Below are 26,452 nucleotides of genomic sequence, written 5' to 3' on the forward strand. Positions count from 1 at the left end.
GTCACGGCGCTACGCCGGTCAATTGCCCGGTGTGTCCGCGGTAAACGGGACGGCGATGACCGCTACGGTATCGTCGCGCCGGACGAGTGCCTGGCCGTTCAGGCAGAGCAGTACGCCCTCCCGTGGCGCATGAACGGGCGCCGGTGGTGTCGTCCGGTCCATGTAATGCTGAACCCCCAGAACGTCTCCCTGCCGGACCGTTGCGCCGAGCTCGACCATCGGTTCGAAGAGTGCCGTATCGTCGGCCAGCACCGTGTATTCGGAGCCTGGCACGTGGAGCACGCGGGACGCAGGCGCCGGCGTTCGACAGTCCGCGCGACGGAAGTGTCCGAGATGCCGCAGCAGCCGATGCAGCCCGTCATGCGTCAGCTTGATCGTTGACGGCGTGACCAGTGCACTGCCGCCGAGTTCGCTTGCCAGCATCAGCTTTCCGGCGCGTTCCACGACATCGTCGATCATGACGTCGGCATGATCCTCGCGCAGCACGACCGTGAAGGGCGCATCGAAGCTTCTCGCCGCGTCGATGAACGCAGCCGTGCGCGATGCATCGGATTGCTCATGAACGAACATGCACGGATGAAAGCGCAGCGTGCGGCCGCCGGAATGCAGATCGACCACATGGTCGACGCGCGGAACGAGTTCGTACGAAATGAAATGTGCGAGGCGCTGCGTGACCGAGCCTCTGTCGTTGCCCGGAAACTCCCGATTCAGGTTGCAGTTGTCCAGCGGAGACAGGCGGGCGCCGTCCAGTACGGCAGGCAAATTCAACGACGGGATGATGATGACCGAGCCTGCGAGCGCGCGCGCATCGAGCGCATGCGCGAGCTTGGAGAGTGCAATCTGGCCTTCGTACTCATCGCCATGACTTCCCCCCAGCAGCAGCGTCGACGGTCCGACGCCGTTCCGGAAAAAGAAGACCGGGATGCGCAGATTTTGCCAGGCGCTCGTGTTGGTGGAACTCGGCAGTTCCAGGTAGGCCGCCTGGCGTCCGTCGAGCTGCCAGTCGATATTCAGTCGCGTCATTGACAAACCTCTTGCGGTGACGGGAGTGCGTCGCGTGACGGCGACGCCGGATGCAGCGGCTCGCTCCCCGGTTTCGAGAAGCGAGGACAGGGTTGGCACGGGGTGCATCCATCTTGATGGATCACAAAATCCAGTTTAGACTAAAAAGTACATGCCGATCAATCGACGTCGACGGCAAGGTGGTCGGGCAATTCGGTCTCGTTCCTGAAGACGCGACGCGCCCGCCGCATCGATCGTTTCATGGACCTAACCCGGTGTGAGGAGAGAGCGATGGGGAAGCACGGAGTTCGCGCGGTATTCGCGGTTGCGCTTGCGGCGATGGCGATGTGGGGACCAGGGGCCCATGCGGAAGGCATCAAGACCATTCGGTTCGGCCTGGAAGCCGCCTATCCCCCGTTCGAATCGAAGGCGACGTCCGGGCAGCTCCAGGGCTTCGACATCGACCTCGGGAATGCACTCTGCGCGCAACTGAAGGCGAAATGCGTGTGGGTGGAGAACGCGTTCGACGGCTTGATCCCCGCGTTGCAGGCCCGCAAGTTCGATGCCATCGATTCGGCGTTGAACATCAACGCGAAGCGGGCCGAACTCGTGGATTTCACGGTGCCGCTGTATCTGACGCCGGCCCAGCTCGTCGCCCGCAAGGGCAGCGCGCTGCGGCCGACGCCCGAGGCACTCGCGGGGCATAGCGTCGGCGTGTTGCAGGGGTCGATCCAGGAACAGTATGCGAAGCAGATGTGGGCGTCGAAGCATGTGAACGTCCAGAGCTATCAGACCCAGGACGAGGCGTATGCGGACCTCGCGATGGGGCGGATCGATGCAACGTTCGTGGACGCGACGTCGGCGAGCCTCGGTTTCCTGAGCAAGCCGAACGGAAAGGATTTCGCCTTCGCCGGGAACCCCGTCAATGATGCGAAAATCATCGGCACGGGTGTCGGCATTGCGGTGCGCAAGGGCGACAACCAGCTTCGCGAGGCGCTCAATGGTGCATTTGCCGAACTCAAACGCAACGGCACCTATCGGCAGCTTCTGAACAAGTACTTTACGGTGGACCTGGCCGTGCATTGACCGGCGACGGACGTGTACTGCGTCAGGTCTGCATCGATTCGGAAAAACAGACATGAGCAGAGCACACACGCCCGCCACCAGCGCCACGGGCAAGACCGGCGATCGGACCAAGGCGAGCCCGACGAAGCGCGGCAAGCGACAGGCGGGTATGGGGCAGGTTGCCCCGCACCGCGCGGTTGCCGATGCGATCGCACTGCTGTTCCAGCCTTACACGGAAGTCGTGCTTCACGATCTCGCGACGCAAACGGTCGCCTATGTGGCGAACAATCTGTCGAAGCGGGAGGTCGGCGACGATTCGGCGCTCGAGGAAATCGGGTTCGACGAGCGGGAGAACGTGATCGGCCCGTACGAAAAGCTGGGCTGGGACGGCCGCAAGATCCGCTCGATCAGTGCGGTGTTGCGGACCGAGGCGGGTGAGCCCGTTGGGGTCATGTGCATCAATTTTCACCAGGCCGCGCTCGATCAGGCCAAGCAGGCCCTGGAATTGTTGTTGTCGAGCGCGGTGCTGCAGCCGCAGCCGGAGAAGCTGTTCCGCGACGATTGGCAGGATCGGGTGAATGTCTTCCTCGATCACTGGCTGCAGGAGCGCAAGCTCGCGCTGTCGATGCTGACACGGGAGCATAAGCGCGAACTCGTGGCGGCCTTGTATGCGGAAGGCGCGTTCAACGGAAAGAGCGCCGCGAACTATGTCGCCAAGGTCCTGGCGTTGGGGCGTGCGACGATTTTCAACTATCTGAAAGAGCTAAGAGGTGAAGGGTGACGGAAGATTTGTTTGACCGGATCGAGGAAGCGCATCGCGCGATTCGTCCTCAGGTGGCCGTGACGCCGCTGACGTTCAGCCCGATGCTGTCCGCGGCTTCCGGGTGCCAGGTGTATCTGAAGTGCGAGCACCTGCAACATACCGGCTCGTTCAAGTTTCGCGGCGCGACGAACAAGGTGCGGCTCCTGGATCCGCAGACGCGGCGCAACGGTATCCTGACCGTGTCGAGCGGAAATCATGGCCAGGGCGTGGCGCTGGCGGGCAAGCTGGCGGGTGTCCCGGTCACGGTCTACGCGGCGAGCACGGCCTCTCCGGTCAAGCTCGAGGCCATCCGTGCGCTCGGCGCCGAGGTCGTGACCCTCGACGACTCGAATCTCGGCGTCGAACTGGAAGCCGCCCGCCAGGCGCAACTGAAGGGGATGAAGTTCGTTTCCCCTTACAACGATCTCGACGTGATTGCCGGTCAAGGCACGATCGGCATCGAGATACATGAGCAGGCGCGCGCGGAACACGTGCAACTGGCCGCGGTGTTTGCGTCGGTGGGCGGCGGCGGGCTGATTTCCGGCGTCGGCACGGCCGTCCGCCGCCTGATTCCGGGCGCGGCAGTCGTCGGATGCTGGCCGGCCAATTCGACGGCACTCTACAGCTCGTTGAAAGCGGGGAAGATTGTCGAGAGCGAAGAGCTCGACACGATTTCGGACGGCACCGCGGGCGGGATCGAACCGGACACCATCACGTTCGACATCGGCCGGAACGTGATCTCGGATACGACGCTCGTCACCGAAGAAGAAATCAAGGCCGCCATGAAGCGTGTCGCGCAGACCGACCGCTGGATGGTGGAGGGCGCGGCGGGCGTCGCGTTGGCGTCGATGCTGAAGCGCGCGCCCGAATACCAGGGGCGTGCGGTGGCCGTGATTCTGTGCGGCCGGAACATCGTGCTGGAAAAATTCATCGAGGCGGTGCAATGAAGATCTGGAGCAAAGACGAGATCGTTGCGCGCTTCGACGCCGATCGCGCGGTGCGGATGATCGAGCAGGGGTTCATCGCCTATTCGCGGAAGGCGGTGCTCGTTCCGCCGATTCAGAACTTCTATTTCGCCGCGGCCAACGGCGATTGCTGCGTCAAGTCGGCGTATGTCGAAGGCGCGGAGACTTTCGCCGTCAAGGTGTCGGCCGGTTTCTACAACAATCCCGCCGCGGGTTTGCCGACGAACAGCGGCCTCGTGATGATTTTCTCCGCGAAAACGGGCGAGCCTGTCGGCTTGCTCCAGGATGGCGGATGGCTGACATCGGTGCGCACGGCGATCGCCGGCCAGCTGGCCGCCCGGGTATTGGCGCCACGCGAGGTGCGCGGCATCGGCATCATCGGGACGGGCGATCAGGCGCGGTTCCAGCTCGAATACCTGAAGCCCGTCACGACCTGCCGCGACGTCCACGCGTGGGGGCCGAACGCCGGACGGGGCGAGCGCTTCGTGGCCGATATGTCGGCGCAAGGTTTCCACGTCACGTTGCACGACAGCCCTGAGTCGGTTGCGCGACACGCGAACCTGATCGTGACGACGACGCCGTCGCGCGAAGCCCTGCTGAAGTCCGAATGGATTGCCGCAGGCACCCACATCACCGCGGTCGGTGCCGACGGCCCGGGAAAACAGGAGCTGGATGCGCGGATCGTCGCGAGCGCGCATGCGATCGTCGTCGATTCGATCGCGCAATGCAGCAAGTACGGCGAGATTTCGCATGCGTTGTCCGCCGGGTTGATTCAGGAAAGCGCGCTGCTGGAACTGGGCGATGTGCTCGCGCGAGGCGGGCGTGCGCGAGATGACCGGGATACCACGCAAATCACCGTTGCCGACCTGACGGGCGTCGCGGTGCAGGACGCTCAGATCGCGGATAGTGTCGTCAGCCACGGCAATTGAGTGCCCCGATTTTCCGGCGCAAGGTGTCCTCCGCACCTCTCGCCGGAAAGCCCCGTATTTCCGCGTGACGCGATGCGCGACACCATTTCGTTATCCTGGATGACGAGCGTCGCGACGTCCGCTATGCGGATCGATCGGAGGATCGCGCGCACCACTTCAACGCGGTCTCGTTATCCGCTGCTGGCGTCGTCGGGCAAAGCGGCCGCCTGATAGCGGAAACGGCCGCGACTTGATCGGAGAGTGCGGAAGCCGCACGGCGCTTCCGCACACGATTGAATGACATGTCGATGAAATACACCCTTCCCGACAGAAACATTCCATCGTAATTATTTGATTGAAAAGCGATTTTGATAAAAATCAAAAATATATCGCACGAATGATCTGGTGTATTGAAACCCTCAATACAATGATTCGCGACTGCACATGCGTGCGGACTGCTCCTCCTGTTTATTGGCTCGCGGCAGAAAGGTAAATCGACCTTTCTATAGTTTCGCGCAGTGAAAAAATACGACCCGAGGTTTCGCGATGACGAATCACGACGTGCGCGAGTCGCACGTGTCCGGCAATGGCATGCGGCCCCTTGAAGGCAAAAGGGGAATCGTCGTCGGCATGGCGAACGAGCAGAGCATCGCGTGGGGATGTGCGCGAGCTTTTCACGCAGCAGGCGCCGAGCTGGCCGTGACCTGGCAATCCGACCGGGCGTTGCCGTTTGTCGAGCCGCTGCTGGAACAGCTGAAGCCGGCGATTGCGATGCCCGTCGACGTGAGCCGGGCCGACCAGATGCACGCGGTGTTCGACATGATCGGCGAGCAGTGGGGCGGCCTCGATTTTCTGCTGCATGCCGTTGCCTATGCACCGAAGGCCGATCTGCACGGGCGGGTTGTCGACAGCTCGCCGGAAGGGTTCGCGCTCGCGATGGATACCTCCTGCCACTCGTTCATCAGGATGGCAAAGCTTGCCGAGCCGTTGATGACGTTCGGCGGCAGCCTGATGGCGATGACCTATATCGGCGCCGACCAGGTCATCGCGGAGTACGGCGTGATGGGGCCGGTCAAGGCGGCGCTGGAGGCCACCGTCCGCTATCTGGCGGTCGAACTGGGGCCGGCCGGCATCCGCGTGCATGCGGTTTCGCCCGGCGCGTTGCCTACGCGGGCGGCCTCCGGGCTGCCGAACTTCGATCACCTGCTTGACGACACCGCACGGCGCGCGCCGTTGCGCCGGCCGCTCGACATCGACGACGTCGGCGCGTTGTGTACCTTTCTTGCCAGCGATGCCGCACGTGCGATGACCGGCGGCGTTCACTACATCGACGCGGGGATGCACGTGCTCGGCTGACGCGAGGCGGCCGCTCCCGGAATGCGTCGAGACTTACCTTGCCCCTCTGGAGAACAGTGTTATGGATGCTGCCACGCAACTGGCGCGCAGTCATGAGATCGCCACGGAGATTGCCCACGTCCTGCAAAAGCGCACGCAGCACGCGCTGGAACAATACGGGAAACGGTTGGGCGAAGCGCTCGACGGCAGCGAGGGCCCAAGTCACGACTCGGGCACTGCCCCCTTTGCCACGCCTTTCTCGCCGCTCAGCGCGTGGCATTACGCGGTCGACGCCGTACAGCGCTCGCTGCTGTTCTGGGACACGCTGCGCGAGCGCGGCACGCAATACGTCGAGCGCACGGCCCAGGGGCTCAAGCCGGTGCTTCATTTCGACTACGAAGTCGTGCTCGACGGCCGGCAGTTCGAACGGCCCGTCAATTACGCGCTCGTTCACATCCAGCCGCCGGACGGCGTGATCGTCGACGCCAGCAAGCGGCCTTACCTGATCATCGATCCGCGCGCGGGGCATGGCCCGGGTATCGGCGGCTTCAAGGACGATTCGCAAGTCGGCGTGGCGTTGCGCGCGGGGCATCCCGTGTACTTCGTCGTGTTCTTCCAGGAGCCCGAACCCGGCCAGACGCTGCTCGACGTGTGTGCGGCGGAACAGGCGTTCGTCCGGAAAGTGCGGGCGCTGCATCCGGACAGCCTCAAGCCGGCCATCGTCGGCAATTGCCAGGGCGGGTGGGCCGCGATGATGCTCGCGAGTTCGTCGGCGGACGATACGGGCCCGATCGTCATCAACGGCGCCCCGATGTCGTACTGGAGCGGTGCGTGGAGCGACGGGCCCGGCGACAATCCGATGCGCTATGCCGGCGGCCTGCTCGGCGGTACCTGGCTCGCGTCGTTCTCGTCGGACCTGGGCAACGGCAAGTTCGACGGCGCCTATCTCGTGCAGAACTTCGAGAACCTGAACCCGGCGAACACGTTGTGGGACAAGTATTACCACGTGTACGACAACATCGACACCGAGCCGCCGCGCTTCCTCGAATTCGAGCGCTGGTGGGGCGGCTACTACCTGATGAACCGCGAAGAGATCGAGTGGATCACGCGCAACCTGTTCATCGGCAACAAGCTCTGGTCCGGCGAGGTGCGGGACGGGGCAGGCAAAGCGTTCGACCTGCGCGAGATCCGCTCGCCGATCATCCTGTTCGCGTCGATGGGGGACAACATCACGCCACCGCAGCAGGCGTTCAACTGGGTCGCGGACATCTACGGCAGCACGGAGGAGATCAAGTCGCGCGGGCAGGTCATCATCGGGTTGATGGAGGAGGATGTGGGGCATCTCGGCATCTTCGTGTCGGGCAAGGTCGCGAAGAAGGAGCACGCGCAGATCGTCAGCGTGCTGGATGCCGTCGAAACGCTGCCGCCCGGCCTCTATGCGATGTCGATCGAGGAGGTGAAAGGCGCCGACGGGAAGATCGCTTACGAGGTCACCTTCGCCGAGCACCGTCTCGAAGAGATCGCGCAACACTTCAACCGCTTCGGGCGCAAGGACGAACATGCGTTCGAGGCTGTCGCCGAGCTGTCCGAATTCACGCAGCGCGCCTATGAACTGTTCATGCAGCCGTTCGTGCAGCAGGCATCGAACGAGACCACGGCACGCCTGTTGCGCGATTTTCATCCGCTGCGCTATCAGCGCTGGGCGTTTTCGGATCTGAATCCGTGGCTTGGCTGGCTGAAGCCGGCCGCCGACACGGTCAGGGCTCACCGCCAGCCGGCCGACGATATCGAGCCGTGGCGCAAGCTCGAACATCGCGGCTCCGATATCGTCAGCGCGTCGCTCGATTTTTTCCGCGCGATGCGCGATGCGAGTACCGAGTCGCTGTTTTTTACGCTGTACACGCAGCCCTTCATGCTGCATTTCGCTGAGCAGTATCGTGACCATCATGCCGCTTCGCCGGTGGCGACGGATCCCCGCGATCTGCCGTTCGTGAAGGAGGCGCTCGCATCGATCGACCGGGGCGGCTACACCGAAGCGGTGGCGCGCGCAGCGTTTCTGCTCGAACGCAGCGGCGAACCGTTTCCGCTGGCGCAGCTGGCGACCGAGCGCGAACTCGCGGAAACCTACGCCGAGTATCTGCCGGACCTGCCGGCCGATCAGTGGCGGCGCATCTATGGCGAGCAGGAGATCATCGCGACTTACGAGCCGCAGCAGGCCGTCGCCACGCTGCCGGCACTGCTTGCCAGGCCCGAGGACCGCCAGCGGCTACTGACGTTGCTCGACAAGCTGCTCGGCGATCCGCGCGTGCAAAGCGCGTCGGTGAGCGAGCAGCAGTGGGCGGCCCTGCAACGCATCCGCGCGGTGCTGGGCGCACCGCCCGCGAAGCGGCCGGCCAAGGGGCCGGTCGCGGCCCCCGATCGTGTGCAGTGACAGCCGGCAAGGAACCGAGATGGAAAACAGACACGAGAAATATCAGCGCCTCATCGAACACTGCCAGACGCTGGCGCCGATGCCGACCGCCGTCGCGCATCCGTGCGATCGAAGCTCGCTCGAGGGGGCGCTGGAGGCGGCGCGCAAGGGGCTGATCGACCCGATCCTGGTCGGCCCGCGTGCACGTATCGAAGCGACCGCCGCGGAATTCGGGCTGTCGATCCGCGCGCACGAGATCGTCGATACGCCGTACAGCGAGGCGTCGGCAGCGGCGGCGGTGCGACTCGTACGCGATGGCCGGGCGTCCGCGCTGATGAAGGGCAGCCTGCACACCGACGAACTCATGGCCGAAGTGGTCCGGCACGATGCCGGGCTGCGCACGGGCCGGCGCATCAGCCATTGCTTCGTGATGGACGTGCCCGCCCACGCCGATCCGCTGATCGTGACCGACGCGGCGATCAATATCGCGCCGACGCTCGAGGAAAAGGTCGACATCCTGCAGAACGCCATCGATCTCGCGCATGCGCTGGCGTTTCCGCAGGTGTACGTGGCGATCCTCTCGGCGATGGAGACGGTCAACCCGAAAGTGCCGTCGACGCTCGAAGCCGCCGCGCTGTGCAAGATGGTGGATCGGCGGCAGATTACCGGCGCGCTCGTCGACGGCCCCCTTGCACTCGACAACGCGATCGATCCCGAGGCCGCGCGCATCAAGCAGATCGATTCGCCGGTGGCCGGGCACGCGAACGTGCTGATGGTGCCGGATCTCGAAGCCGGCAACATGCTCGCCAAGAGCCTGTCGTTCCTGGCCGGCGCGGACGCGGCGGGGATCGTGCTCGGCGCGCGCGTGCCGGTCATCCTCACGAGTCGCGCCGATTCGTTGATCACCCGGCTGGCTTCCTGTGCGGTCGCGATGCTCGTCGCGAACGGGCAGCGTGAAGCGGCCAGACGCGCAGGGTGACGCCATGGCAGACGTGATTCTGGTGTTGAATGCCGGCTCGTCGAGCATCAAGTTTTCCGCATTCGACGTGCAGGGCGACACGCTCGGGCTGATCGTGCACGGCCAGGTCGATGGCCTGTACACGGCCACCGCGCACTTCAGCGCGGTCGACCATCACGCGGAACGTCACGAGCGGCAATGGGCCGGCGGCGAGTCGTTCGGCCATCACGAAGGGCTCGCGCAGATCGCCGCGTTCCTGGAGGATCATCAGGAAGGGCACCGTCTCGCCGCGGTGGGCCATCGCGTCGTGCACGGCGGGCAACGCTTCAGCGGCCCGGTGCGGGTCACGCCCGAGATCGTCGCCGAGCTGGAAAAACTCACCCCGCTCGCGCCGTTGCATCAACCGCACAACCTCACGCCGATTCGCATCCTCGAAGCGGTGCAGCCCGGTATCGAGCAGGTGGCCTGCTTCGATACGGCGTTCCACAGCACGCAGCCCGCGGTGACCCAGGCGTTCGCGCTGCCCGCGTCGATCACCAGCCGGGGCGTGCGACGTTACGGTTTCCATGGGCTCTCGTACGAGTACATCGCGAGCGTGCTGCCCGACGTCGCGCCGCAGGCGGCGCGCGGGCGCACGGTCGTCGCCCACCTCGGCAACGGCGCGAGCATGTGTGCGCTCGTGGCAGGCAAAAGCGTCGCGAGCACGATGGGGTTCACGGCGGTCGACGGATTGCCGATGGGCACGCGTTGCGGCAACCTCGATCCGGGCGTCGTGCTCTTCCTGATGGACGAACTCGGGATGGACGTGCGCGCCGTCGAGGATCTGTTCTATCGGCGCTCCGGGCTGCTCGGCGTGTCCGGCCTGTCGAGCGACATGCGGACCTTGCTCGAGAGCGACGATCCGCACGCGCGCTTCGCGATCGAACTGTACATCTACCGCATCGCGCGCGAACTCGGTTCGCTGGCCGCCGCGATGGAGGGCATCGACGCCATCGTTTTCACGGCGGGGATCGGCGAGCACGCGGCGGCGATTCGCGAAGGTGTGCTGCGCCGCGCGGCCTGGCTCGGCGTCGAGATCGACGTCGAAGCGAACCGCGCGGACGGGCCGCTGATCGCGACGGCGTCGAGTCGCGTACCGGCCTGGGTGATCCCGACCAACGAGGAACTGATGATCGCGCAACATACGCGCCGGTTGATCCGGTGACGAACGAACAAGAAAAGGAGCCGTCATGGCCGAACTTTTGCTGGTCAATGTCGAAGAACACGCACGCGACGACGAAGTCGGCGCGTTCCTGAAGCGGCACGGGTTCCCGCTGTTCGATGCGATCGAGCGCGTGCCGGCCGGGATTGGCGATCCCATTGCGTTGCTCAGGTTCAATACGCTGACGTCGGTGGGGCTTTACACGCTGCGGGCGCGGATCGACCACATATCGTGGCGGGGGCGGTCGATTCGGGCGCACATCCTGCCGGATCGGAAGGCGTGAATGGCTTCGTGCATCGGCGTGGTGCTCGCGGTGACGGCGGGCCGGCCGTCAGGTGGCCCGCGTTCACTGGCGATGCCTGACGGCATCACGCATCCGCGATGTTGCCGGCGGACGTCAGGTAGCGCAGTCGCGCCGATACGTGCGGTCATCCTGCATGACCTTGCGCGTCAGAGAACGCGGCAGTCGCTGTGTGAACTCCCCAGCCAGGCGAGCAGTGCCGTGGCGCCATAGACACAAAGCAGCGCAATCAGAAATCGAAGCCACGTGACCCTGAAGCGCTGAAGTCGCCGGACGACCTCGGCGAGCGCGATGCAGGCAACCAGTCCGACCGGCAAGACATCCCGATAGAGCTTGAAGACGCTATAAATGGCGGCGGCCGTGTAGAGCACGACCCAGACCACGGCACCGCCGAGGTCATTGCAATACCCGGTGGAGAAACCGAAGAACGACGCAAGCGAAAGCGCTGCCAGTCCGAACACGGTCAGGATGGTCGCGAGCCAGAGCGGCGGCCTGTTCGGGCTTGCCCGTTGGACGGGGACGCGTTGTTCATTGGCATGGGTCAAACCGATCACCTGAAGTCGAATGGGATGTCACCCCGGTACCCGGAGTATCGCCGCAATCTTGCATGGGCGGCGCACGCGTTTCCGGTCACGCCTTTTCAAGGCGCGAGCATGTGCCCGCGATCGCCGGGTAGTTTCGGCGCGGGCGCCAACGGCGGCGCCACGGGGCCGATGGCGCCTTGAGGCGGGCCGAAAGAGTCGTTCTCCCCGCAATTTTTGAATCCCCGTGTGTCGTATTCGCACACAGATACGTTGGGATACAAAGCCTCCGGATGGATCGGATATAAATCCGGTGAAGCGATTCACACGGCGGCGCAGTGCCAGCGCCGCCACCGCGAACGACGCTTCCCGAGCACCCGCACGTGCCGCGGGGCCCCTTTCTTAGCGATCGACCATGGAGAACGAGTCATGCCTGACACCGTGAACACCCGCCGCCGCCTGATCCTGGGTACGACACTCGCGAGCCTGAGCCTCGCCGACCTCGGCTTCAGCGCCCTCGCGCATGCGCAGTCGGCGCCCGATGCGCCGGCGGCGAAGCGCTCGGCCGGCGTCGCGTCGCTGGGCACGATTCACCAGATCGACGCGGGCGTGCTCAACGTCGGGTATGCGGACCTCGGGCCGAAGAACGGCCCCGTCGTGTTCCTGCTGCACGGCTGGCCGTACGACATCTACAGCTATGCGGAAGTCGCGCCGCTGCTCGTCTCGGCCGGCTATCGCGTGATCGTGCCGTACCTGCGCGGCTACGGCTCGACGACGTTCCGCTCGGCCGACACGGTGCGCAACGGCCAGCAGGCCGTGACGGCCGTCGACGTCGTCGCGCTGATGGATGCGCTGAAGATCGACCGCGCGGTGTTCGGCGGCTACGACTGGGGCGCACGCACGGCCGACATCATCGCGGCGCTGTGGCCGCAGCGCGTGAAGGCGCTGGTGTCGGTGAGCGGCTACCTGATCGGCAGCCAGGAGGCGAACCGCAAGCCGTTGCCGCCGCAGGCCGAATTCCAGTGGTGGTATCAGTTCTATTTCACGACTGAGCGCGGCGAGCTTGGCTACGCGGCGAACCGCGACGCGTTCAACAAGCTGATCTGGCAACTCGCGTCGCCGAAGTGGCAGTTCTCCGACGAAACCTATGCGCGCTCGGCCGCGTCGTTCCAGAACCCCGATCACGTGGCCGTTGTGATCCACAACTATCGCTGGCGCCTCGGGCTCGCGAAGGGCGAGGCGCAGTACGACGACATCGAGCGGCGTCTGGCGGCCGGGCCCGCGATCACGGTGCCGACGATCACGATGGAAGGCGACGCGAACGGCGCGCCGCATCCGGAGCCGGCCGCGTATGCGAAGAAGTTCACGGGCAAGTACCAGCACCGGACGATCACCGGCGGGATTGGCCACAATCTGCCGCAGGAAGCGCCGCAGGCGTTCGCGGATGCGATCCTGCACGTGGAGCATCTGTGAGGCGGGCTCGCGTTGGGGCGGTGCGTCGCGGCGCGCGGCGTGCGTTGGTCGCGGGCGTGCTGCTGGCTGGCGCGCTGTCGGCGAGCGGCCCGGCCGCGTTCGCGGAGCAGCCGAAGCCGGCCGCTGCCGCGTCGCCGATCTACGGCGTGACGATTCCGCCCGGCTACCGGAAGTGGGAAGTGGTTGCGCCGGCCGAGGAAGCCGCTCCCCTCGATGAACTACGCGTGGTGCTCGGCAATCCCGTCGCGATCCGTGCGCTCGAACAGGCGACGCTGCCGTTTCCGGACGGCACGATCCTCGTGAAGCTCGCGTACAAGCGCAAGCAGTCCGACGAGTTCGCGCCGGCCACGGTGCCCGGCCAGGCGACGACCGTGCAGGTGATGGTGAAGGACTCGCGCCGCTATGCATCGACGGGCGGCTGGGGTTTCGGGCGCTTCGTCAACGGCGTGCCGGCCGATATCGGCCAGCATCAGACGTGCTTTGCGTGCCACCAGGCGCGTGTGAAGAATCACGACTACGTGTTCACGCGGCTCGCGCCGTGACGTCCGCGGTGTGATGGGTTCGACGGAAGGCGTGCCGTGCGTGGCACGCCTTTTTTCATGGCGGGTGTGCTTGAGGGGGAGCACTTCAGCAGACAGCGTAAACGAACGATGCGGCAGCCGGGTTTGTATCGCACTGTATCTGCGGCCGCTCCTGAAAAACTGGCATGCAGAAAGCACCGGTTCTGGAAACATGGCAGATACGTGCGCGGGTTCTACTGTCGACATGCAGGAAACGTTCGATGCCAGACGAACTGGATCGGATGCCGAATGATCGACTGACTACCTTCCTTCAAGGAGAACCCTCATGAAAGCCGCTCGACTCGTCGCCGTTGCAGTCCTCGCCGCTATCCCCGCATTGTCGTTCGCCGATACCGGCCACGGCCTCACGCGTGCCGACGTGCGCGCCGAACTCGTCCGTCTGGAACAGGCCGGCTACAACCCGGCCCGCAGCGAACCGCATTACCCGGAAGACATCGCCGCCGCGCTGCAGGTCGCGCGTTCCAACCAGAACGGACCGTCGAAGTCGCAAGGCGACAACGTGGCTGACGCGTCGACGCCTGCCGGTCATCGCGATGCAGCGCAATCGCGCTCTGCACGGAATGCTGCGGACGACCTGTACGCGCATTCGTAATCCGGTGCCGCGCCTGCTGCATGGAGGCGCGGTCGCCAATGCGGCACTTCATTTGAACAACACGACAGAGAAAGGAGCATGACGATGGCCGGTTCGATGAAACGCGTTCTGGTATCCGCCGCTGTGATCGGCGGACTGTTCGGTGCAGTCGCCGCGCAGGCCGCGCCGAAGGAAGACCTGAAGGGGACGAACGTCGTGCTCGTGCACGGCGCATTCGCCGACGGGTCGAGCTGGAACCGCGTGATTCCGCTGCTCGAGGCGCGCGGGCTGCACGTGGTGTCGGTGCAGAATCCGCTGAGCTCGCTCGCCGACGATGCGGCCGCGACCAGGCGCACGATCGACGAGCAGAAGGGGCCGGTCGTGCTGGTCGGCCATTCGTGGGCCGGCGTCGTGATCAGCGATGCGGGCAACGACGACAAGGTGAAGTCGCTGGTGTACGTCGCGGCATTCGCGCCCGACAACGGCGAGTCGATTGCCGACGTCACGCAGGGACTGCCGGCGCCGTCGTGGGCGGGCGAGCTGCGCAAGGACGCGGACGGTTTCGCGCGGTTGTCGAACAAGGCGATCGCGCAGGATTTCGCACCGGACCTGCCGCCTGCGCAGCAGCGCATCGTTGCGGCGACCCAGGGGCCGTGGTATAGCGGTTGCATCTCGGAGAAGGTCACGCAGGCCGCGTGGCATGCGAAGCCGTCGACGTTCGTCGTCGCCACGCAGGACAGGATGATCGACCCGAAGGTGCAGGAAACGATGGCGAAGCGGATCGGTGCGACGGTCGCACGCGTGAACGGTAGCCATGTCGCGATGTTGAGCCAGCCGAAAGCCGTGGCCGACGCGATCATCGCGGCCGCCGAGCGCGCGAAGCAGGATACGCAGTGAGTGAACGGGGCGCCGCGTCTTCGTGAAGAAGCGTGGCGCCGTGAGGGATTGTGATGTCTTTCCACCAGGAGAGGTCATGACCGAAATCTGGCAACTGTCGGCCACCGAACTGGCGAAACGTGTGCGGCAACGTGAAGTGTCCGCGCGCGAAGTGGCGAACGCCGTGCTCGATCGCCTCGACGCCGTGAATCCGGCGATCAACGCGGTGGTCGAGCACCGCCCAGACGACGTGCGGCGGCAGGCCGACGAAGTCGACCGCGCAATTGCGCGCGGCGACGATCCGGGCCCGCTTGCAGGCGTGCCCGTCACCGTGAAGATCAACATCGATCAGGCGGAATTTGCGACGACCAACGGCACGCGCCTGCAGGAAAACCTGATCGCGCACGCCGACAGTCCGGTGGTCGCCAACATCCGGAAGGCCGGTGGCATCGTGCTCGGCCGCACCAATTCGCCGGCGTTCGCATTGCGCTGGTTCACGTCGAATCTCGTGCATGGCCACACGCGTAATCCGCGCAATCCGTCGCTGACGCCGGGCGGATCGAGCGGCGGCGCGGCCGCGGCCGTGGCGGCCGGGATCGGCCTGCTTGCAGTAGGCACCGACATCGGCGGCTCGGTGCGTTACCCGGCCTATGCGTGCGGCGTGCACGGCATCCGTCCGTCGCTCGGTCGTGTGCCGGCGTTCAATGCGTCATCGCCCGAGCGGGCGATCGGCGCGCAGCTGATGTCGACGGCGGGGCCGGTCGCACGCACGATCGACGATCTCTCGCTTGCGTTGCGTGCGTTCGCCGCGCCGAACCCGCGCGATCCGTGGCACGTGGCGGTGCCGTTCGACGGGCGCGAGGTGCCGAAGCGCGCGGCGCTGTGCGTGCGGCCGGGCGGGCTGCAGGTCGTGCCCGAGGTCGAAGCCGCGTTGCGCGATGCCGCACGGCGATTGCTCGATGCGGGCTGGAGCGTCGACGAGATCGACGATACGCCGCCGATGCGCGAGGCGGCACTGTTGCAGGAGCAACTCTGGCTCGGCGATGGATTCGACGCGTTGACGAGCGCGGTCGTGAAGGACGGCGATCCGGGTGCGGCAGCCGTGGTCGAGGCGGTGCGCGGCAAGGTGCGCGATCTGCCGGCCGACGTGATCAGCCGCGCGCTTGTCCGGCGCACGACGTTGACGCGGCAGTGGCGGCTGTTTCTCGACGAGTATGCGGTCGTGTTGCTGCCGGTGTCGTCGGAGTTGCCGTTCCCGGACGATCTCGACCGGCAGGGGCAGGACGGGTTCGATCGCGTGTGGGAGGCGCAGCTCACGTTGCGCGCGCTGCCGGCGATGGGGCTGCCGGGGCTGGCTGTTACGACTTCGCTCGTGAACGGCATACCGGTCGGTGTGCAGGTGGTTGCCTCGCATCATCGCGAGGATCTGTGCCTGCTCGCGGGGCGCGATATCGAGGCGCGCGGCGTGCCGGTCGCGCCAGTCGACCCTGTGCAGTAACCGGTTGACGGACCCGCGAATGCATCGGCAATGCCTGTCCGGCATCGTGCGGATGCATTCCGCCAGCCAGCCGGATTTCATCAGTCGTCGACGCATGCGCATCCGCGCATGCGTTCCATTTCGGATTCCGTCATAACGCGCCGAACGCCGCGTTGATCGGCTCCCGCAATGCCTTTCAAAGTCCTTCGATGCGAGACATCGAACGGTCACCCTCCCGCCTGTCCTGCTCGCCAGCGACCCCGCCCCGATAGCGCACGTCTGCTATTGCATTCCCCGCGCCGCTGATTAGGAAATGAATTTTTATTGGTTCTGCTTCCCCCGCCGCACTCGCATAGTGGCGCTGACGGCTATAGACAGCACGCAAGCTGCGACGGCCGAATTCCCGGTGTTTTTGTTCATACGAATCTACGAAAACAAGGAAGTGTCATGACGGTTGCATTGGAAGAACGAACCGCTGCACAGCAGGCGCTCGAAGACGCGCGCGCGGCGGCAGCGGCGGCCGGTACGCCCTATGCGGGCGGCGTCGCGCCGCAAGCCGCGTGGGCGTTGTTCTTGGCTGGAGACGCATTGCTGGTGGACGTACGCACGGCGGAGGAACGGAAATTCGTCGGCCGCGTGCCGGAGTCGCTGCACGTACCGTGGGCGACCGGCACGAGCCTGACGCGCAACCCCCGCTTCGTGCGCGAGCTGGAAGCGAAGACGGGTAAAGAGGCCGTCGTGCTGCTGTTGTGCCGCAGCGGCAACCGCTCGGCACAGGCAGCCGAAGCCGCGACGAAGGGCGGCTTCACACAGGTATTCAACGTGCTCGAAGGTTTCGAGGGCGACCTCGACGAGCGGCAGCATCGCGGTAGCCACAACGGTTGGCGCTTCCGCGGCCTGCCGTGGGCGCAGGACTGATTGATTCACGGCCGTTACAGGGAGAAAGCAGCATGGCCGCATTCGACATCGACGACATCGTTCAATCGCTGCAGACGGTGCGCCGCGCATGGCGCGAGAAGCAGCGGCGCTCGCTTGAACCGGGCGGGCGCGATTTGCCGGCGCGCGAGGCGCTCGCGCAGATCATCGGCGCGCTGAAGGGCGTGCTGTTCCCGATGCGGCTCGGACCGCCGGATTTGCGGCAGGAGAGCGAGAACTTCCACGTGGCTCATGCGCTCGATGCGGCGCTGAATGCGCTGCTCGCGCAGGTGACGCTCGAATTGCGTTACGCGGCGCGCCAGCGAAATGAGGACGGGCCGCCGCTCGATAGCGTCGACGAAGTCGCGTCGAAAGCCGTGCAGGCGTTCGCCGCGCGTTTGCCCGAGATTCGCCGGCTGCTCGACAGCGACGTGCTGGCCGCATTTCACGGCGATCCGGCGGCCGGCAGCGTCGACGAGGTGCTGCTGTGCTACCCGGGCATTCTCGCGATGATCCATCACCGGCTCGCACACGAGCTGTACGGGCTCGGCCTGCCGCTGCTCGCGCGGATCATCGCCGAGCAGGCGCATGCGGAAACGGGCATCGACATTCATCCGGGCGCGCGCATCGGCGCGGGTTTCTTCATCGACCACGGCACGGGCGTCGTGATCGGCGAGACGGCGATCATCGGCGAGCGCGTGCGCGTGTACCAGGCCGTCACGCTCGGCGCAAAACGCTTCCCGCGCGATGCGGCCGGCCATCTGGAGAAAGGGCTCGCACGCCATCCGATCGTCGAGGACGACGTCGTGATCTATGCGGGCGCAACGATCCTCGGCCGCGTGACGATCGGGCGCGGCGCGGTGATCGGCGGCAACGTGTGGCTCACGCAGGACGTGCCGGCCGGCGCAAACATCACGCAGGCGGTACTGCGCAGCGAAGCGAACGCCGCGCCGCGCGCGGCGGCGCGTGTCGCCTAGGAGGCGCGATGAGCGACCTCATCCATCACTTCGGCGCCAACGTGCGCAAGCTGCGCGAAGCGCGCACGTGGTCGCAGGAGCAGTTGGCCGAACACGCGGGGCTGAACCGCTCGTATGTCGGCGAGATCGAGCGCGGCGAGGCGATCGCATCGATCGTCACGGCCGACAAGATCGCGCGCGCGTTCGACGTGTCGATCTCGACGCTGCTGCCGGGCATGTACGTCACCTGAGGCCGCCCCGTTTCGTTTCCCTTTCGGTTGCACGCGACATGACGGCTATAGCATGTTGAGCCGGCAGGTGTGTGCTTCCGATAATCACCGAGCGTCATAAGCAATCCCGTTTTTCATCTTAAGAACCCGGAGCCACACATGTCGACCGTTGCAAGCGGCACGGCCGCGCTGAGCGATCACGCCGCCCGCCAACTAGCGAACGCTACCAAGACCGTCCCCCAGCTTTCCACGATCACGCCGCGCTGGCTGACCCATCTGCTGCAATGGGTGCCGGTCGAGGCCGGCATCTATCGGCTGAACCAGGTGAAGAACCCGGAGGCCGTGCGCGCCGCGTGCACGCAGCTCGAGGACGAAAGCGTGCTGCCGCAGACCTTCGTGCCGTACGAGGAACAGCCGCGCGAATACTTCCTGAACGCGGTGAGCACGGTGCTCGATGTGCATACGCGGATCTCCGATCTTTACAGCAGTCCTCACGACCAGATCAAGGAACAGCTGCGCCTGACGATCGAGACGATCAAGGAGCTGCAGGAAAGCCAGCTGATCAACAACCCCGACTACGGGCTGCTGGCCAACGTGACCGACGACCAGCGGATCTTCCCGCTGACGGGCGCGCCGACGCCGGACGATCTCGACGAGCTGTTGACCAAGGTGTGGAAGGAACCCGCGTTCTTCCTCACGCACCCGCTCGCGATCGCCGCGTTCGGCCGCGAATGCACGCGTCGCGGCGTGCCGCCGCCGACGGTCAGCCTGTTCGGCTCGCAGTTCCTCACGTGGCGCGGCATTCCACTGATCCCGTCGGACAAGGTGCCGGTCGCGGACGGCAAGACCAAGATCCTGCTGCTGCGCGTCGGCGACAAACGGCAGGGCGTGGTCGGCCTGTATCAGCCGGGTGTCGCGGGCGAGCAGGGCCCGGGCCTGTCGGTGCGCTTCATGGGGATCAACAACCAGGCGATCGCGTCGTACCTGATCTCGCTGTATTGCTCGCTCGCGGTCCATTCGCCGGATGCGCTGGCTGTCCTCGATGACGTCGAAATCGCCAAGTTCCATGACTATCCCGACACCTACCGTTAATTCCGGCCTGGCCGGCGGCGACGCGCACGCGTTGCCGCACGCGCCGCTGCCGGCCGGCTTGCCCGATCCCGTGACGCTTGCGCGGCTCGCGTCCGAGTTCTTCGCGACGCCACCCGGGCAGGCCACCGCGCCCGGGCTGTCGGCGGGCAGTGGCGCGGTTGGCGGCGTGCCGTCGGCGTTGCCGGCCGCCGCGCCGATCCTCGCGTCGGTGAGCAACCCGGTACCGGGCGGCTCGCCTCTCGCGGGGCCGGGCGGCGCGGGCACCGGCGTGCCGGGCCTCGCGCTTCCGCAAGGGAAAGTGCCCGGCGCGAACCTCGCGCCGTCCGCCCCGACCCACGTGCTGTCGCTCGGCAACCGCGCACCGGCGCTCGCGCCGCATGCGGCCGCGCAGAACGGGCTGCCCGACAACGTCGTGTCGATCGCGCCCGCGCTCGAACCGCGCGTCGGCGGTGCAGCGCTCGGCGTGCCGCAAGTGAGTGCGCCGGCACCGGAGCGCGCGGCAAAGGCATCGCCGTACTACTTCACCGACGGTTCGCTGCAGGGCTGGCAGGCGACGCCGCAGGATATCGTCGTGCCGTCGAACGGCCGCGCATCGCCGGAAGCATTCGGGTTGCCGGGTGACGATGCGCTGCGCGAGTTGCTCGCCGTGCATCGCGACGTGCCGGTGTCGCGCGCATCGGGTGCCGACGTGCCGCGTTACTTCATCGACGATGCGCACGCAGCCGAGCCGCAAGGCCCGCTGCATCGCGGCGCGCATCCGCCGTTCGACGTGAATGCGATCCGCCGTGATTTTCCGATCCTGCAGGAGCGCGTGAACGGCAAGCAGCTCGTGTGGTTCGACAACGCGGCGACGACGCACAAGCCGCAGGCCGTAATCGACCGCCTCGCGTACTTCTACGCGCACGAGAACTCGAACATCCATCGCGCGGCTCACGCATTGGCCGGCCGCGCGACGGATGCGTACGAGCATGCACGGGAAACTGTGCAGCGCTTCATCGGCGCATCGTCGCCGGACGAGATCGTGTTCGTGCGCGGCACCACCGAGGCGATCAACCTGATCGCGAAGACGTGGGGCGTGCAGAACGTCGGCGAAGGCGACGAGATCGTCGTGTCGCATCTCGAGCATCACGCGAACATCGTGCCGTGGCAGCAGCTTGCCGCGCTCAAGGGCGCAAAGCTGCGCGTGATTCCGGTCGACGATTCGGGGCAGGTGCTGCTCGACGAATACCGGAAGCTGCTCAACGACCGCACCAGGATCGTGTCCGTCACGCAGGTGTCGAACGCGCTCGGCACGGTCGTGCCGGTGCAGGAGATCGTCGAGCTTGCCCATCGTGCCGGCGCGAAGGCGCTGGTCGACGGTGCGCAGTCGATTTCGCACATGCGCGTGGACGTGCAGGCGCTCGATGCGGATTTCTTCGTGTTCTCGGGGCACAAGATCTACGGGCCGACCGGGATCGGCGTCGTGTACGGCAAGCGCGCGATCCTCGACGACATGCCGCCGTGGCAAGGCGGCGGCAACATGATCGCGGACGTGACGTTCGAGCGCACGGTGTTCCAGCCGCCGCCGAACCGGTTCGAAGCCGGCACCGGCAACATCGCGGATGCGGTGGGGCTCGGTGCTGCGCTCGACTACGTGAGCCGGGTCGGCATCGAGAATATCGCGCGCTACGAGCACGACCTGCTCGCGTATGCGACGAGCGTGCTCGCGCCGGTGCCGGGTGTGAGGCTCGTCGGTACCGCGCGGGACAAGGCGAGCGTGCTGTCGTTCGTGCTGAAGGGCTATGAGACCGAGGAAGTCGGGCAGGCGCTGAACGAAGAGGGCATCGCGGTGCGCTCGGGGCATCACTGCGCGCAGCCGATCCTGCGGCGGTTCGGGCTCGAGGCAACGGTGCGGCCGTCGCTCGCGTTCTACAACACGTGCGACGAGGTCGATGCACTGGTGAGCGTCGTGCGGCGGCTTGCGACGCGGCGTTGACGTCATTCGCTTGCGGCGGCCCGTGCGGGTCGCCGCAAGCGCTTGATCGCTACACAAGTCAGAACCGCACGACCTGCTTCTGCTCGACGCTGAAGCCGTCACGCAGCACGCTTGCCGAATCCGCGAAGTAGCGGCGGGTTTCCGACAGCAGATCGGTGTTGCCGCGACGGCAGAACACCACGCCCGATCCTTCTTCCGTCAGCAGTTCGTCGATCAGCGATTCGGGTTGCCCGATATCGGCGAGATGGACGTTCTGCACGCCATGCGCGAGCGCGTCGAGCGCTTCGCGCACGCAGGGTGCTGCGGTGGCGGCCGGATGCTCGGCCAGCCATTGCTCGAGTTCCGCGATGCCGTAGAGCCCGGCGAGCTCGCCGAGTTCGTGCAACAGCGTGCTGTCGACCATCATCACCAGCGTCACGGCGCCCGTGCGCTGCGCGAAGAGGCTGCCGAGCCGTTCCGGGGGCAGCAGGTGATCATGGCCGGCGTCGTCCGGGGCGACCGGCATCACGACGGGCACCAGCCCGTTCGCGAGAAACGCGTTCAGCGCGGCGCCGTCGAACCGTGCGACCGCGCTCGTGCCGATGCGGTCGGAATCCGCGCTCGCGACCAGCAGGCCGCCGTCGTGACCGTCGATGCCGATTGCCTTGGCGCCGTGACTGCCGATCAGGCGCACCAGTTCGTGATTGACGCCCGCCATCGCCGCGTGAACGACGTGGACCGATTGCGTACCGGACGCGGCCGGACCACCCTGGACGACGATCGGGCGAACGCCGGTGAGGGCGAGCAGCGCGACATCCTGCGCGAATGCCTGACGGGCGCGCGCGTCGCGCGCGGCGCCGCCCTCGACGATGACGACGGTTTGCCCATGCAGGGCCTGCATGAACGGCAGCGAGCGGGCCAGGCCGGCCACGCGACGGGACGTAAGGGTGGGACTTTCAGGGTCTGGGAACATGGGAATCCGAATGGATGAAGGGAGTGCCAGTCGCCGCACGGTGCGGCATCAATGCGGGCGTTGCATCAGCTGGTGAATGTCGTCGGGCGTCTGCGCGTCGCGCGATGCCTGCCGGAACGCGCGCTCGCTGAAACACCGCGCCGCGTCGGCGAGCAGTTCGAGGTGGGCGCGATCGTCTTCTTTCGGCAGGACCAGCACGATGAATTCGCGCACGGGCTTGCTGTCCGGTGCGTTGAAGGTGAACGGATACTGCGCGCGAACGAACAGCGCGATGGCCGAGCGAAGACCGTCGACACGCGCATGCGGAATCGCGACGCCCTGGCCGAGGCCGGTCGAGCCGAGTTGTTCGCGCTTGATCAGTTCAGTCCTGATCCGTTCCGCGGTTACTCCACTGCTGTGCTCGATATATCGCGCGACAAGATCGAACAACTGGATCGCGCTTTCGACCGGCACGTCGAGCAGGATGTTGTCCGGTGGGCAGGCGTCGGCCAGCCGGGTCGCGGCGGGCATGCCGCCGCGTCGGCGGGGAAGGTCGGGTTGGCCGCCGATGGCGGCCTGCTGCGTTTGCATGCGGATCTCTCCGTGTCGGGATGACAGGGAAATCCTAGACAAAAGCGCGTAAAGACGGTGTCAGATACGCGGGGGGCCGGCATTAAAATTGTGTATCGATGGCGTCGCGGCGTGCGCGACGCGTTCGATACGTACCGTTTCAGGTACCCGACAGGACGAACGGCAGCGTCGTCAGCAGAAAGACCGAAATGCCGATGACCGGTGCACCGAACGCGATCGCCGCGAACGCCACCGCGGCGCTGGTCAGCACGAGCGTCCTCGACACCCGTCGGTGCCGGTCGTGTGCAGCCGCCCTGTCATCGCGGATTGCATCGGTCCGCGCGCCGATCACGTGTTTCCAGAACGTCAGGCCAAGCATGATTGCTCCTGTATGAAAGATGACCGGAACGGGGCGCGCGAGGCGCCTGTCAAGCGGGTCAGCAGCGCTTGAGCTTGAGGACGCGCGAGATCTGTCCTGACGTGAAGCTGCTGTTGCGCACGTAAGGCGCGCAGTCGAGCGGTGCGGTGAGCGATTCGCTGACGACGTACTGGCCGACGAAGCGGTACGCGTCGGTTGCCATGCGGATGAACACCGGAATCGCGTCGCGTTGCGCGGCGAGCGTCCTGCCGGCCGCCCGCGCGGACGCGCTGCCGTCGCAGAGGATCACGTCGGGCGCGTGCGGGTTGAGGTCCGTGCGCAGGCAGGCGGCCACGACCTTGCCGTTTTTCGTCGGCAGGAACGCCTGCTTGCTGCCGCCGCAGGCGGTGTGGATGAATTCGCGGGTGTACTGCTTGTCGATCTCGAACATGACCGGGCTCCGGTATCGGAAACTTCCGTTGGTTAAATCAGGTATGCGAAGTAACTGGGCTGGATCGACATGCGGGATGCGAGGCATGCCAGTCGATCATTGCCGGGGCGGCGGATCGATGACGCGTCGTGATTCGATAATTCCGCACGAACACGCTTGCCGGCACGATGCGCGATCAACGCATCGACGTCGTGTTCAAGCGTGCACGGGAAGGACTACGGCGCGCACCGTCCGCCTGCTGGCAGGACGGTGGCTCGGGAACAGAGAGACGCAGGCGTCCTGCCTGTCAGGCAGAAAAGCAACTCGGGGGGCGAGGACTTCGGATGCGCATGTGCGTACTCGGTGATGGATGGATTGCGAACACATTCTAGTGAACGCAAGCGCGGGCGCAAGTAAAAAGGTCGTAAAGGTTACGCGGCCCGTGCGGGATCGCGCCGTGTGCTACGTGCACTGCCAGAGATGCGCGCTGGTGCGGCACGGCGCGCACCAGAACGTGTAGTTTGCGCCCCCGCTGCCCCACAGCCATTCGCCGCCGTCCGTTTGCGGAAGCTCGGAATCGAGCTGCATGACGAACGACATCTTGCGGCCGCAATCCGGACAATCGGGATACTGCGCCGACTGTACCCACGACGGCGCGCCGCCGACACGACTCAGGTTCTGCCGGCTGTTCGACAGGCCCCATTCCTGCCGCGTCCAGCGTGCGGGTGCGGCGAAGAGTGCAACGTCGGCCTCCACGAACGGGGCCGCCGTATATTCCGGCTGGATGGCGGCGTCGCGTTGCTGAGACGGGTGCGCACAGGCGTTGCCGGCGTCGTCGTGGCGGTGGAATATCGGGCCGTCGCTCTCCCAGCCGACACACGACAGGCAGGTGTCGAACGACACGGGCGTTGAGCTGTCGATGCCCGCTTCAGCGGGTTGCGGCAGTGTCAGCAACCGATGCAGCGGTGCGTGACACAGGCCGCATCGATGCGACGATACGCCGCCAAAGCGCGCGTCCAATCGATGCGAATCGCCGGCGCGCCAGGTTGCATGATGCGCGAGAACCCCGCGTTGCCATTTCGGCTGGGCGCGGAGTATCGGTGCGCCCAGCGTCGGCCCGAAGTCGATGTGCAGCGGCGTTTCGCCGTGCAATGCGCGCAATGTGTCGTGTTCCTGAACGTAGCCGGCGGACATGAGCCAGTTGGCGCGCGTCCCGGGATCGTCCGGAAACAACCACGCTGCCGCGTCGCGAACGGCCGCAGGCTGTCGCGAATGGAGCAGCGCGACGGCACGTGCATGCTCTACCTTGCTACCGGAAGGGACGTCGGCAAGCCGGCCGCGCCATCGTTCGACCGTCGCCGGATCGAGCATCCGCCACACGTTGTCCTCGACGTACAGGCGCGGCGACTGCTTCGTGGTGCAAATGTCGACGAGCATGTCCCAGTGACCGGAAAACACCTGCGGCATCTGCGTTGCCACGCTCGACAACACGCTCGCGAGCCGATCGTTCCATGCGCCGTTGCGGACGTCTTGCCACGCTTCGGTGGCGACCTTCGCGAACGCGGTGTCGTCCATCAGATCGAGCGCGGCGTCGAGGAACGTCGCGTGCGGAAACACGCGATCGAACGATGCGATCACGAGGTCGGCGAGTGCCGCCGGGTCGTCGTGCCGCAGCGCCAGCATCTGCGACATCGGATCGTTGTTGGTCCAGCCGAGGCGTTCGTAGTCGTCGAGAATGGTCTGGATGGTCGGCATGGTGGGCGCGGTGGAGGTTCGAAACGTGTGTGCCAGCGGGAATGGAAACGCAGCGGATCAGCGTCCGGCGAGCATCCGCCCGCCAACACCCATCAGCAGCAGGCCGGCCGTCGTATCGAGCACGGCCTTGCGGCGAACCAGCAGCGCGCGCACCGATGGGTGCGAGGCGAGCAGCGCCATCGTGCAATACCACGTGGCCGAGATGGCTACCGACAGCGTGACGACCGCGAGATCGAGCCAGGCCGGCGCGTGGGCTGGCACCATCAGCGCGAAGATACTTCCGTAGAACGCGACCGATTTCGGATTCGTCATGCTGACGACATAGCCCTTCCTGGCGGCGTGCCAGTTGGACGCGGCGGCCGGCGCGGCAACGGGCAACGGCTTGCGGGCGGTCACGATCATCTTCAGGCCGAGCCAGATCAGGTACGCGGCGCCCGCCAGCCGCAGCGCCGTGTGCACCCATGCGACATGCGTGACGAGCAGGCTGAGCCCGGCGATCGCGATCGCCGCCCAGGTGCCGGACGCGGCGGCCAGGCCAAGGCCCGTCATCACGCCGGCACGGCGCGACGCGACCGCGGTCGACGTGACGATCACGAAGTTCGGGCCGGGGCTGGCGACGCTCAGTAGAAGGACGCCGGCAAGCGGCAGCAAGGTGGTGACGGTGGTCGACATGGCGTGGAAGGCAGTGCGACGGGACGGGCGTTCATCTTACCCGAGCGCGTTGGCGGGCTGGCACGCCGCTCTTTTTCGCCCATCCAATGCAACAACGCGTGACGACTTCCATCGCCACGCGT

The 26,452-nt window shown here is 65.9% G+C and carries 27 protein-coding genes; 19 read left to right on the forward strand and 8 right to left on the reverse strand.

The annotated features are described in order from the left end of the window. Nucleotides 1-18: 18 nt before the first annotated feature. Entirely contained in the window at nucleotides 19-1,023 is a 1,005-nt protein-coding gene (locus QZM67_RS13930) for a succinylglutamate desuccinylase/aspartoacylase family protein (RefSeq protein WP_301803980.1), read from the reverse strand. A 270-nt stretch (nucleotides 1,024-1,293) separates the two neighbouring features. Between QZM67_RS13930 and QZM67_RS13935 the strand changes: the two genes are divergently transcribed. The 9 genes from QZM67_RS13935 to QZM67_RS13975 all read left to right on the forward strand — a co-directional run bounded on the left by QZM67_RS13935 (nucleotide 1,294) and on the right by QZM67_RS13975 (nucleotide 10,929). After that, nucleotides 1,294-2,088 carry an ABC transporter substrate-binding protein gene (locus tag QZM67_RS13935; protein WP_301803983.1) on the forward strand — a complete coding sequence of 265 codons (795 nt, stop codon included), beginning with the start codon at nucleotides 1,294-1,296 and terminating at the stop codon, nucleotides 2,086-2,088. A gap of 148 nt (nucleotides 2,089-2,236) precedes the next feature. Then, a complete protein-coding gene (locus QZM67_RS13940; RefSeq protein ID WP_175022413.1) occupies nucleotides 2,237-2,848 on the forward strand; it encodes a transcriptional regulator in 612 nt (203 codons plus the stop codon). Then, the gene (locus QZM67_RS13945; protein ID WP_175022323.1) at nucleotides 2,845-3,816 is read left to right on the forward strand and encodes a threonine/serine dehydratase; all 972 of its coding nucleotides are present in this window, start codon (nucleotides 2,845-2,847) and stop codon (nucleotides 3,814-3,816) included. Before QZM67_RS13940 ends, QZM67_RS13945 begins: the two co-directional genes overlap by 4 nt. Beyond that, nucleotides 3,813-4,763 (forward strand): ornithine cyclodeaminase family protein, encoded by a 951-nt coding sequence (locus tag QZM67_RS13950; protein ID WP_175022322.1) that lies wholly within the window; start codon nucleotides 3,813-3,815, stop codon nucleotides 4,761-4,763. The genes QZM67_RS13945 and QZM67_RS13950 overlap by 4 nt, the downstream gene beginning before the upstream one ends. Nucleotides 4,764-5,333: 570 nt before the next feature. After that, nucleotides 5,334-6,098: an enoyl-ACP reductase FabI gene (fabI, locus tag QZM67_RS13955; RefSeq protein ID WP_301804282.1), complete on the forward strand. Its 765-nt coding sequence runs from the start codon at nucleotides 5,334-5,336 to the stop codon at nucleotides 6,096-6,098. Nucleotides 6,099-6,159: 61 nt separating this feature from the next. Further along, a complete protein-coding gene (locus QZM67_RS13960; RefSeq protein ID WP_301803985.1) occupies nucleotides 6,160-8,508 on the forward strand; it encodes a DUF3141 domain-containing protein in 2,349 nt (782 codons plus the stop codon). A 19-nt stretch (nucleotides 8,509-8,527) separates the two neighbouring features. Further along, nucleotides 8,528-9,466, forward strand: a complete 939-nt coding sequence (locus QZM67_RS13965) for a phosphate acetyltransferase (RefSeq protein WP_043178464.1) — start codon at nucleotides 8,528-8,530, stop codon at nucleotides 9,464-9,466. A 4-nt stretch (nucleotides 9,467-9,470) separates the two neighbouring features. Beyond that, nucleotides 9,471-10,649: an acetate/propionate family kinase gene (locus QZM67_RS13970; protein WP_301803987.1), complete on the forward strand. Its 1,179-nt coding sequence runs from the start codon at nucleotides 9,471-9,473 to the stop codon at nucleotides 10,647-10,649. Between the two features lie 25 nt (nucleotides 10,650-10,674). Continuing rightward, nucleotides 10,675-10,929, forward strand: coding sequence for a hypothetical protein (locus QZM67_RS13975; RefSeq protein WP_089453693.1), 255 nt, complete (start codon nucleotides 10,675-10,677; stop codon nucleotides 10,927-10,929). 167 nt (nucleotides 10,930-11,096) lie between these two features. Here the strand turns inward: QZM67_RS13975 and QZM67_RS13980 are convergent, their stop codons facing one another. Beyond that, on the reverse strand, nucleotides 11,097-11,492 hold the full coding sequence (locus QZM67_RS13980) for a hypothetical protein (protein ID WP_301803989.1): 396 nt from the start codon (nucleotides 11,490-11,492) through the stop codon (nucleotides 11,097-11,099). A 405-nt stretch (nucleotides 11,493-11,897) separates the two neighbouring features. Here QZM67_RS13980 and QZM67_RS13985 point away from each other — a divergent pair, with 405 nt between their 5' ends. The 10 genes from QZM67_RS13985 to QZM67_RS14030 all read left to right on the forward strand — a co-directional run bounded on the left by QZM67_RS13985 (nucleotide 11,898) and on the right by QZM67_RS14030 (nucleotide 21,614). Next, a complete protein-coding gene (locus QZM67_RS13985) occupies nucleotides 11,898-12,941 on the forward strand; it encodes an alpha/beta fold hydrolase (RefSeq protein ID WP_301803990.1) in 1,044 nt (347 codons plus the stop codon). Continuing rightward, nucleotides 12,938-13,483, forward strand: coding sequence for a cytochrome P460 family protein (locus QZM67_RS13990; RefSeq protein WP_175022315.1), 546 nt, complete (start codon nucleotides 12,938-12,940; stop codon nucleotides 13,481-13,483). The genes QZM67_RS13985 and QZM67_RS13990 overlap by 4 nt, the downstream gene beginning before the upstream one ends. 304 nt (nucleotides 13,484-13,787) lie before the next feature. Continuing rightward, entirely contained in the window at nucleotides 13,788-14,114 is a 327-nt protein-coding gene (locus QZM67_RS13995; protein WP_301803991.1) for a DUF4148 domain-containing protein, read from the forward strand. Nucleotides 14,115-14,198: 84 nt separating this feature from the next. Continuing rightward, nucleotides 14,199-14,990 (forward strand): alpha/beta fold hydrolase, encoded by a 792-nt coding sequence (locus QZM67_RS14000; RefSeq protein WP_301803993.1) that lies wholly within the window; start codon nucleotides 14,199-14,201, stop codon nucleotides 14,988-14,990. A 76-nt stretch (nucleotides 14,991-15,066) separates the two neighbouring features. Next, entirely contained in the window at nucleotides 15,067-16,467 is a 1,401-nt protein-coding gene (locus QZM67_RS14005) for an amidase family protein (protein ID WP_301803995.1), read from the forward strand. 426 nt (nucleotides 16,468-16,893) lie between these two features. Further along, entirely contained in the window at nucleotides 16,894-17,364 is a 471-nt protein-coding gene (locus tag QZM67_RS14010; protein WP_175022312.1) for a rhodanese-like domain-containing protein, read from the forward strand. A gap of 32 nt (nucleotides 17,365-17,396) precedes the next feature. Beyond that, complete coding sequence (epsC, locus tag QZM67_RS14015) at nucleotides 17,397-18,338, forward strand: serine O-acetyltransferase EpsC (protein ID WP_301803996.1); 942 nt, start codon at nucleotides 17,397-17,399, stop codon at nucleotides 18,336-18,338. 8 nt (nucleotides 18,339-18,346) lie between these two features. Beyond that, entirely contained in the window at nucleotides 18,347-18,568 is a 222-nt protein-coding gene (locus QZM67_RS14020; protein WP_301803997.1) for a helix-turn-helix domain-containing protein, read from the forward strand. 138 nt (nucleotides 18,569-18,706) lie between these two features. Continuing rightward, complete coding sequence (locus QZM67_RS14025; RefSeq protein ID WP_021156739.1) at nucleotides 18,707-19,639, forward strand: family 2A encapsulin nanocompartment shell protein; 933 nt, start codon at nucleotides 18,707-18,709, stop codon at nucleotides 19,637-19,639. Next, nucleotides 19,614-21,614 (forward strand): family 2A encapsulin nanocompartment cargo protein cysteine desulfurase, encoded by a 2,001-nt coding sequence (locus QZM67_RS14030; protein WP_301803999.1) that lies wholly within the window; start codon nucleotides 19,614-19,616, stop codon nucleotides 21,612-21,614. Before QZM67_RS14025 ends, QZM67_RS14030 begins: the two co-directional genes overlap by 26 nt. Nucleotides 21,615-21,672: 58 nt before the next feature. On the opposite strand, the gene QZM67_RS14035 is transcribed toward QZM67_RS14030, so the two are convergent. From QZM67_RS14035 to QZM67_RS14060, 6 genes are all read right to left on the reverse strand, one after another. Next, nucleotides 21,673-22,566, reverse strand: coding sequence for an acetylglutamate kinase (locus QZM67_RS14035; RefSeq protein WP_301766914.1), 894 nt, complete (start codon nucleotides 22,564-22,566; stop codon nucleotides 21,673-21,675). A gap of 48 nt (nucleotides 22,567-22,614) precedes the next feature. Then, nucleotides 22,615-23,136 carry a PTS sugar transporter subunit IIA gene (locus QZM67_RS14040; RefSeq protein WP_301804001.1) on the reverse strand — a complete coding sequence of 174 codons (522 nt, stop codon included), beginning with the start codon at nucleotides 23,134-23,136 and terminating at the stop codon, nucleotides 22,615-22,617. A gap of 139 nt (nucleotides 23,137-23,275) precedes the next feature. After that, nucleotides 23,276-23,494 (reverse strand): hypothetical protein, encoded by a 219-nt coding sequence (locus QZM67_RS14045; RefSeq protein ID WP_241020478.1) that lies wholly within the window; start codon nucleotides 23,492-23,494, stop codon nucleotides 23,276-23,278. A gap of 58 nt (nucleotides 23,495-23,552) precedes the next feature. Continuing rightward, nucleotides 23,553-23,924 carry a DUF6697 family protein gene (locus tag QZM67_RS14050; protein ID WP_043178447.1) on the reverse strand — a complete coding sequence of 124 codons (372 nt, stop codon included), beginning with the start codon at nucleotides 23,922-23,924 and terminating at the stop codon, nucleotides 23,553-23,555. 441 nt (nucleotides 23,925-24,365) lie between these two features. Beyond that, nucleotides 24,366-25,658, reverse strand: a complete 1,293-nt coding sequence (locus tag QZM67_RS14055; protein ID WP_301804006.1) for a hypothetical protein — start codon at nucleotides 25,656-25,658, stop codon at nucleotides 24,366-24,368. 57 nt (nucleotides 25,659-25,715) lie between these two features. Then, a complete protein-coding gene (locus QZM67_RS14060) occupies nucleotides 25,716-26,330 on the reverse strand; it encodes a LysE family translocator (RefSeq protein ID WP_175022306.1) in 615 nt (204 codons plus the stop codon). Between the last annotated feature and the right edge of the window lie 122 nt (nucleotides 26,331-26,452).

Source organism: Burkholderia sp. AU45251 (assembly GCF_030482905.1).
Classification (GTDB): domain Bacteria; phylum Pseudomonadota; class Gammaproteobacteria; order Burkholderiales; family Burkholderiaceae; genus Burkholderia; species Burkholderia aenigmatica.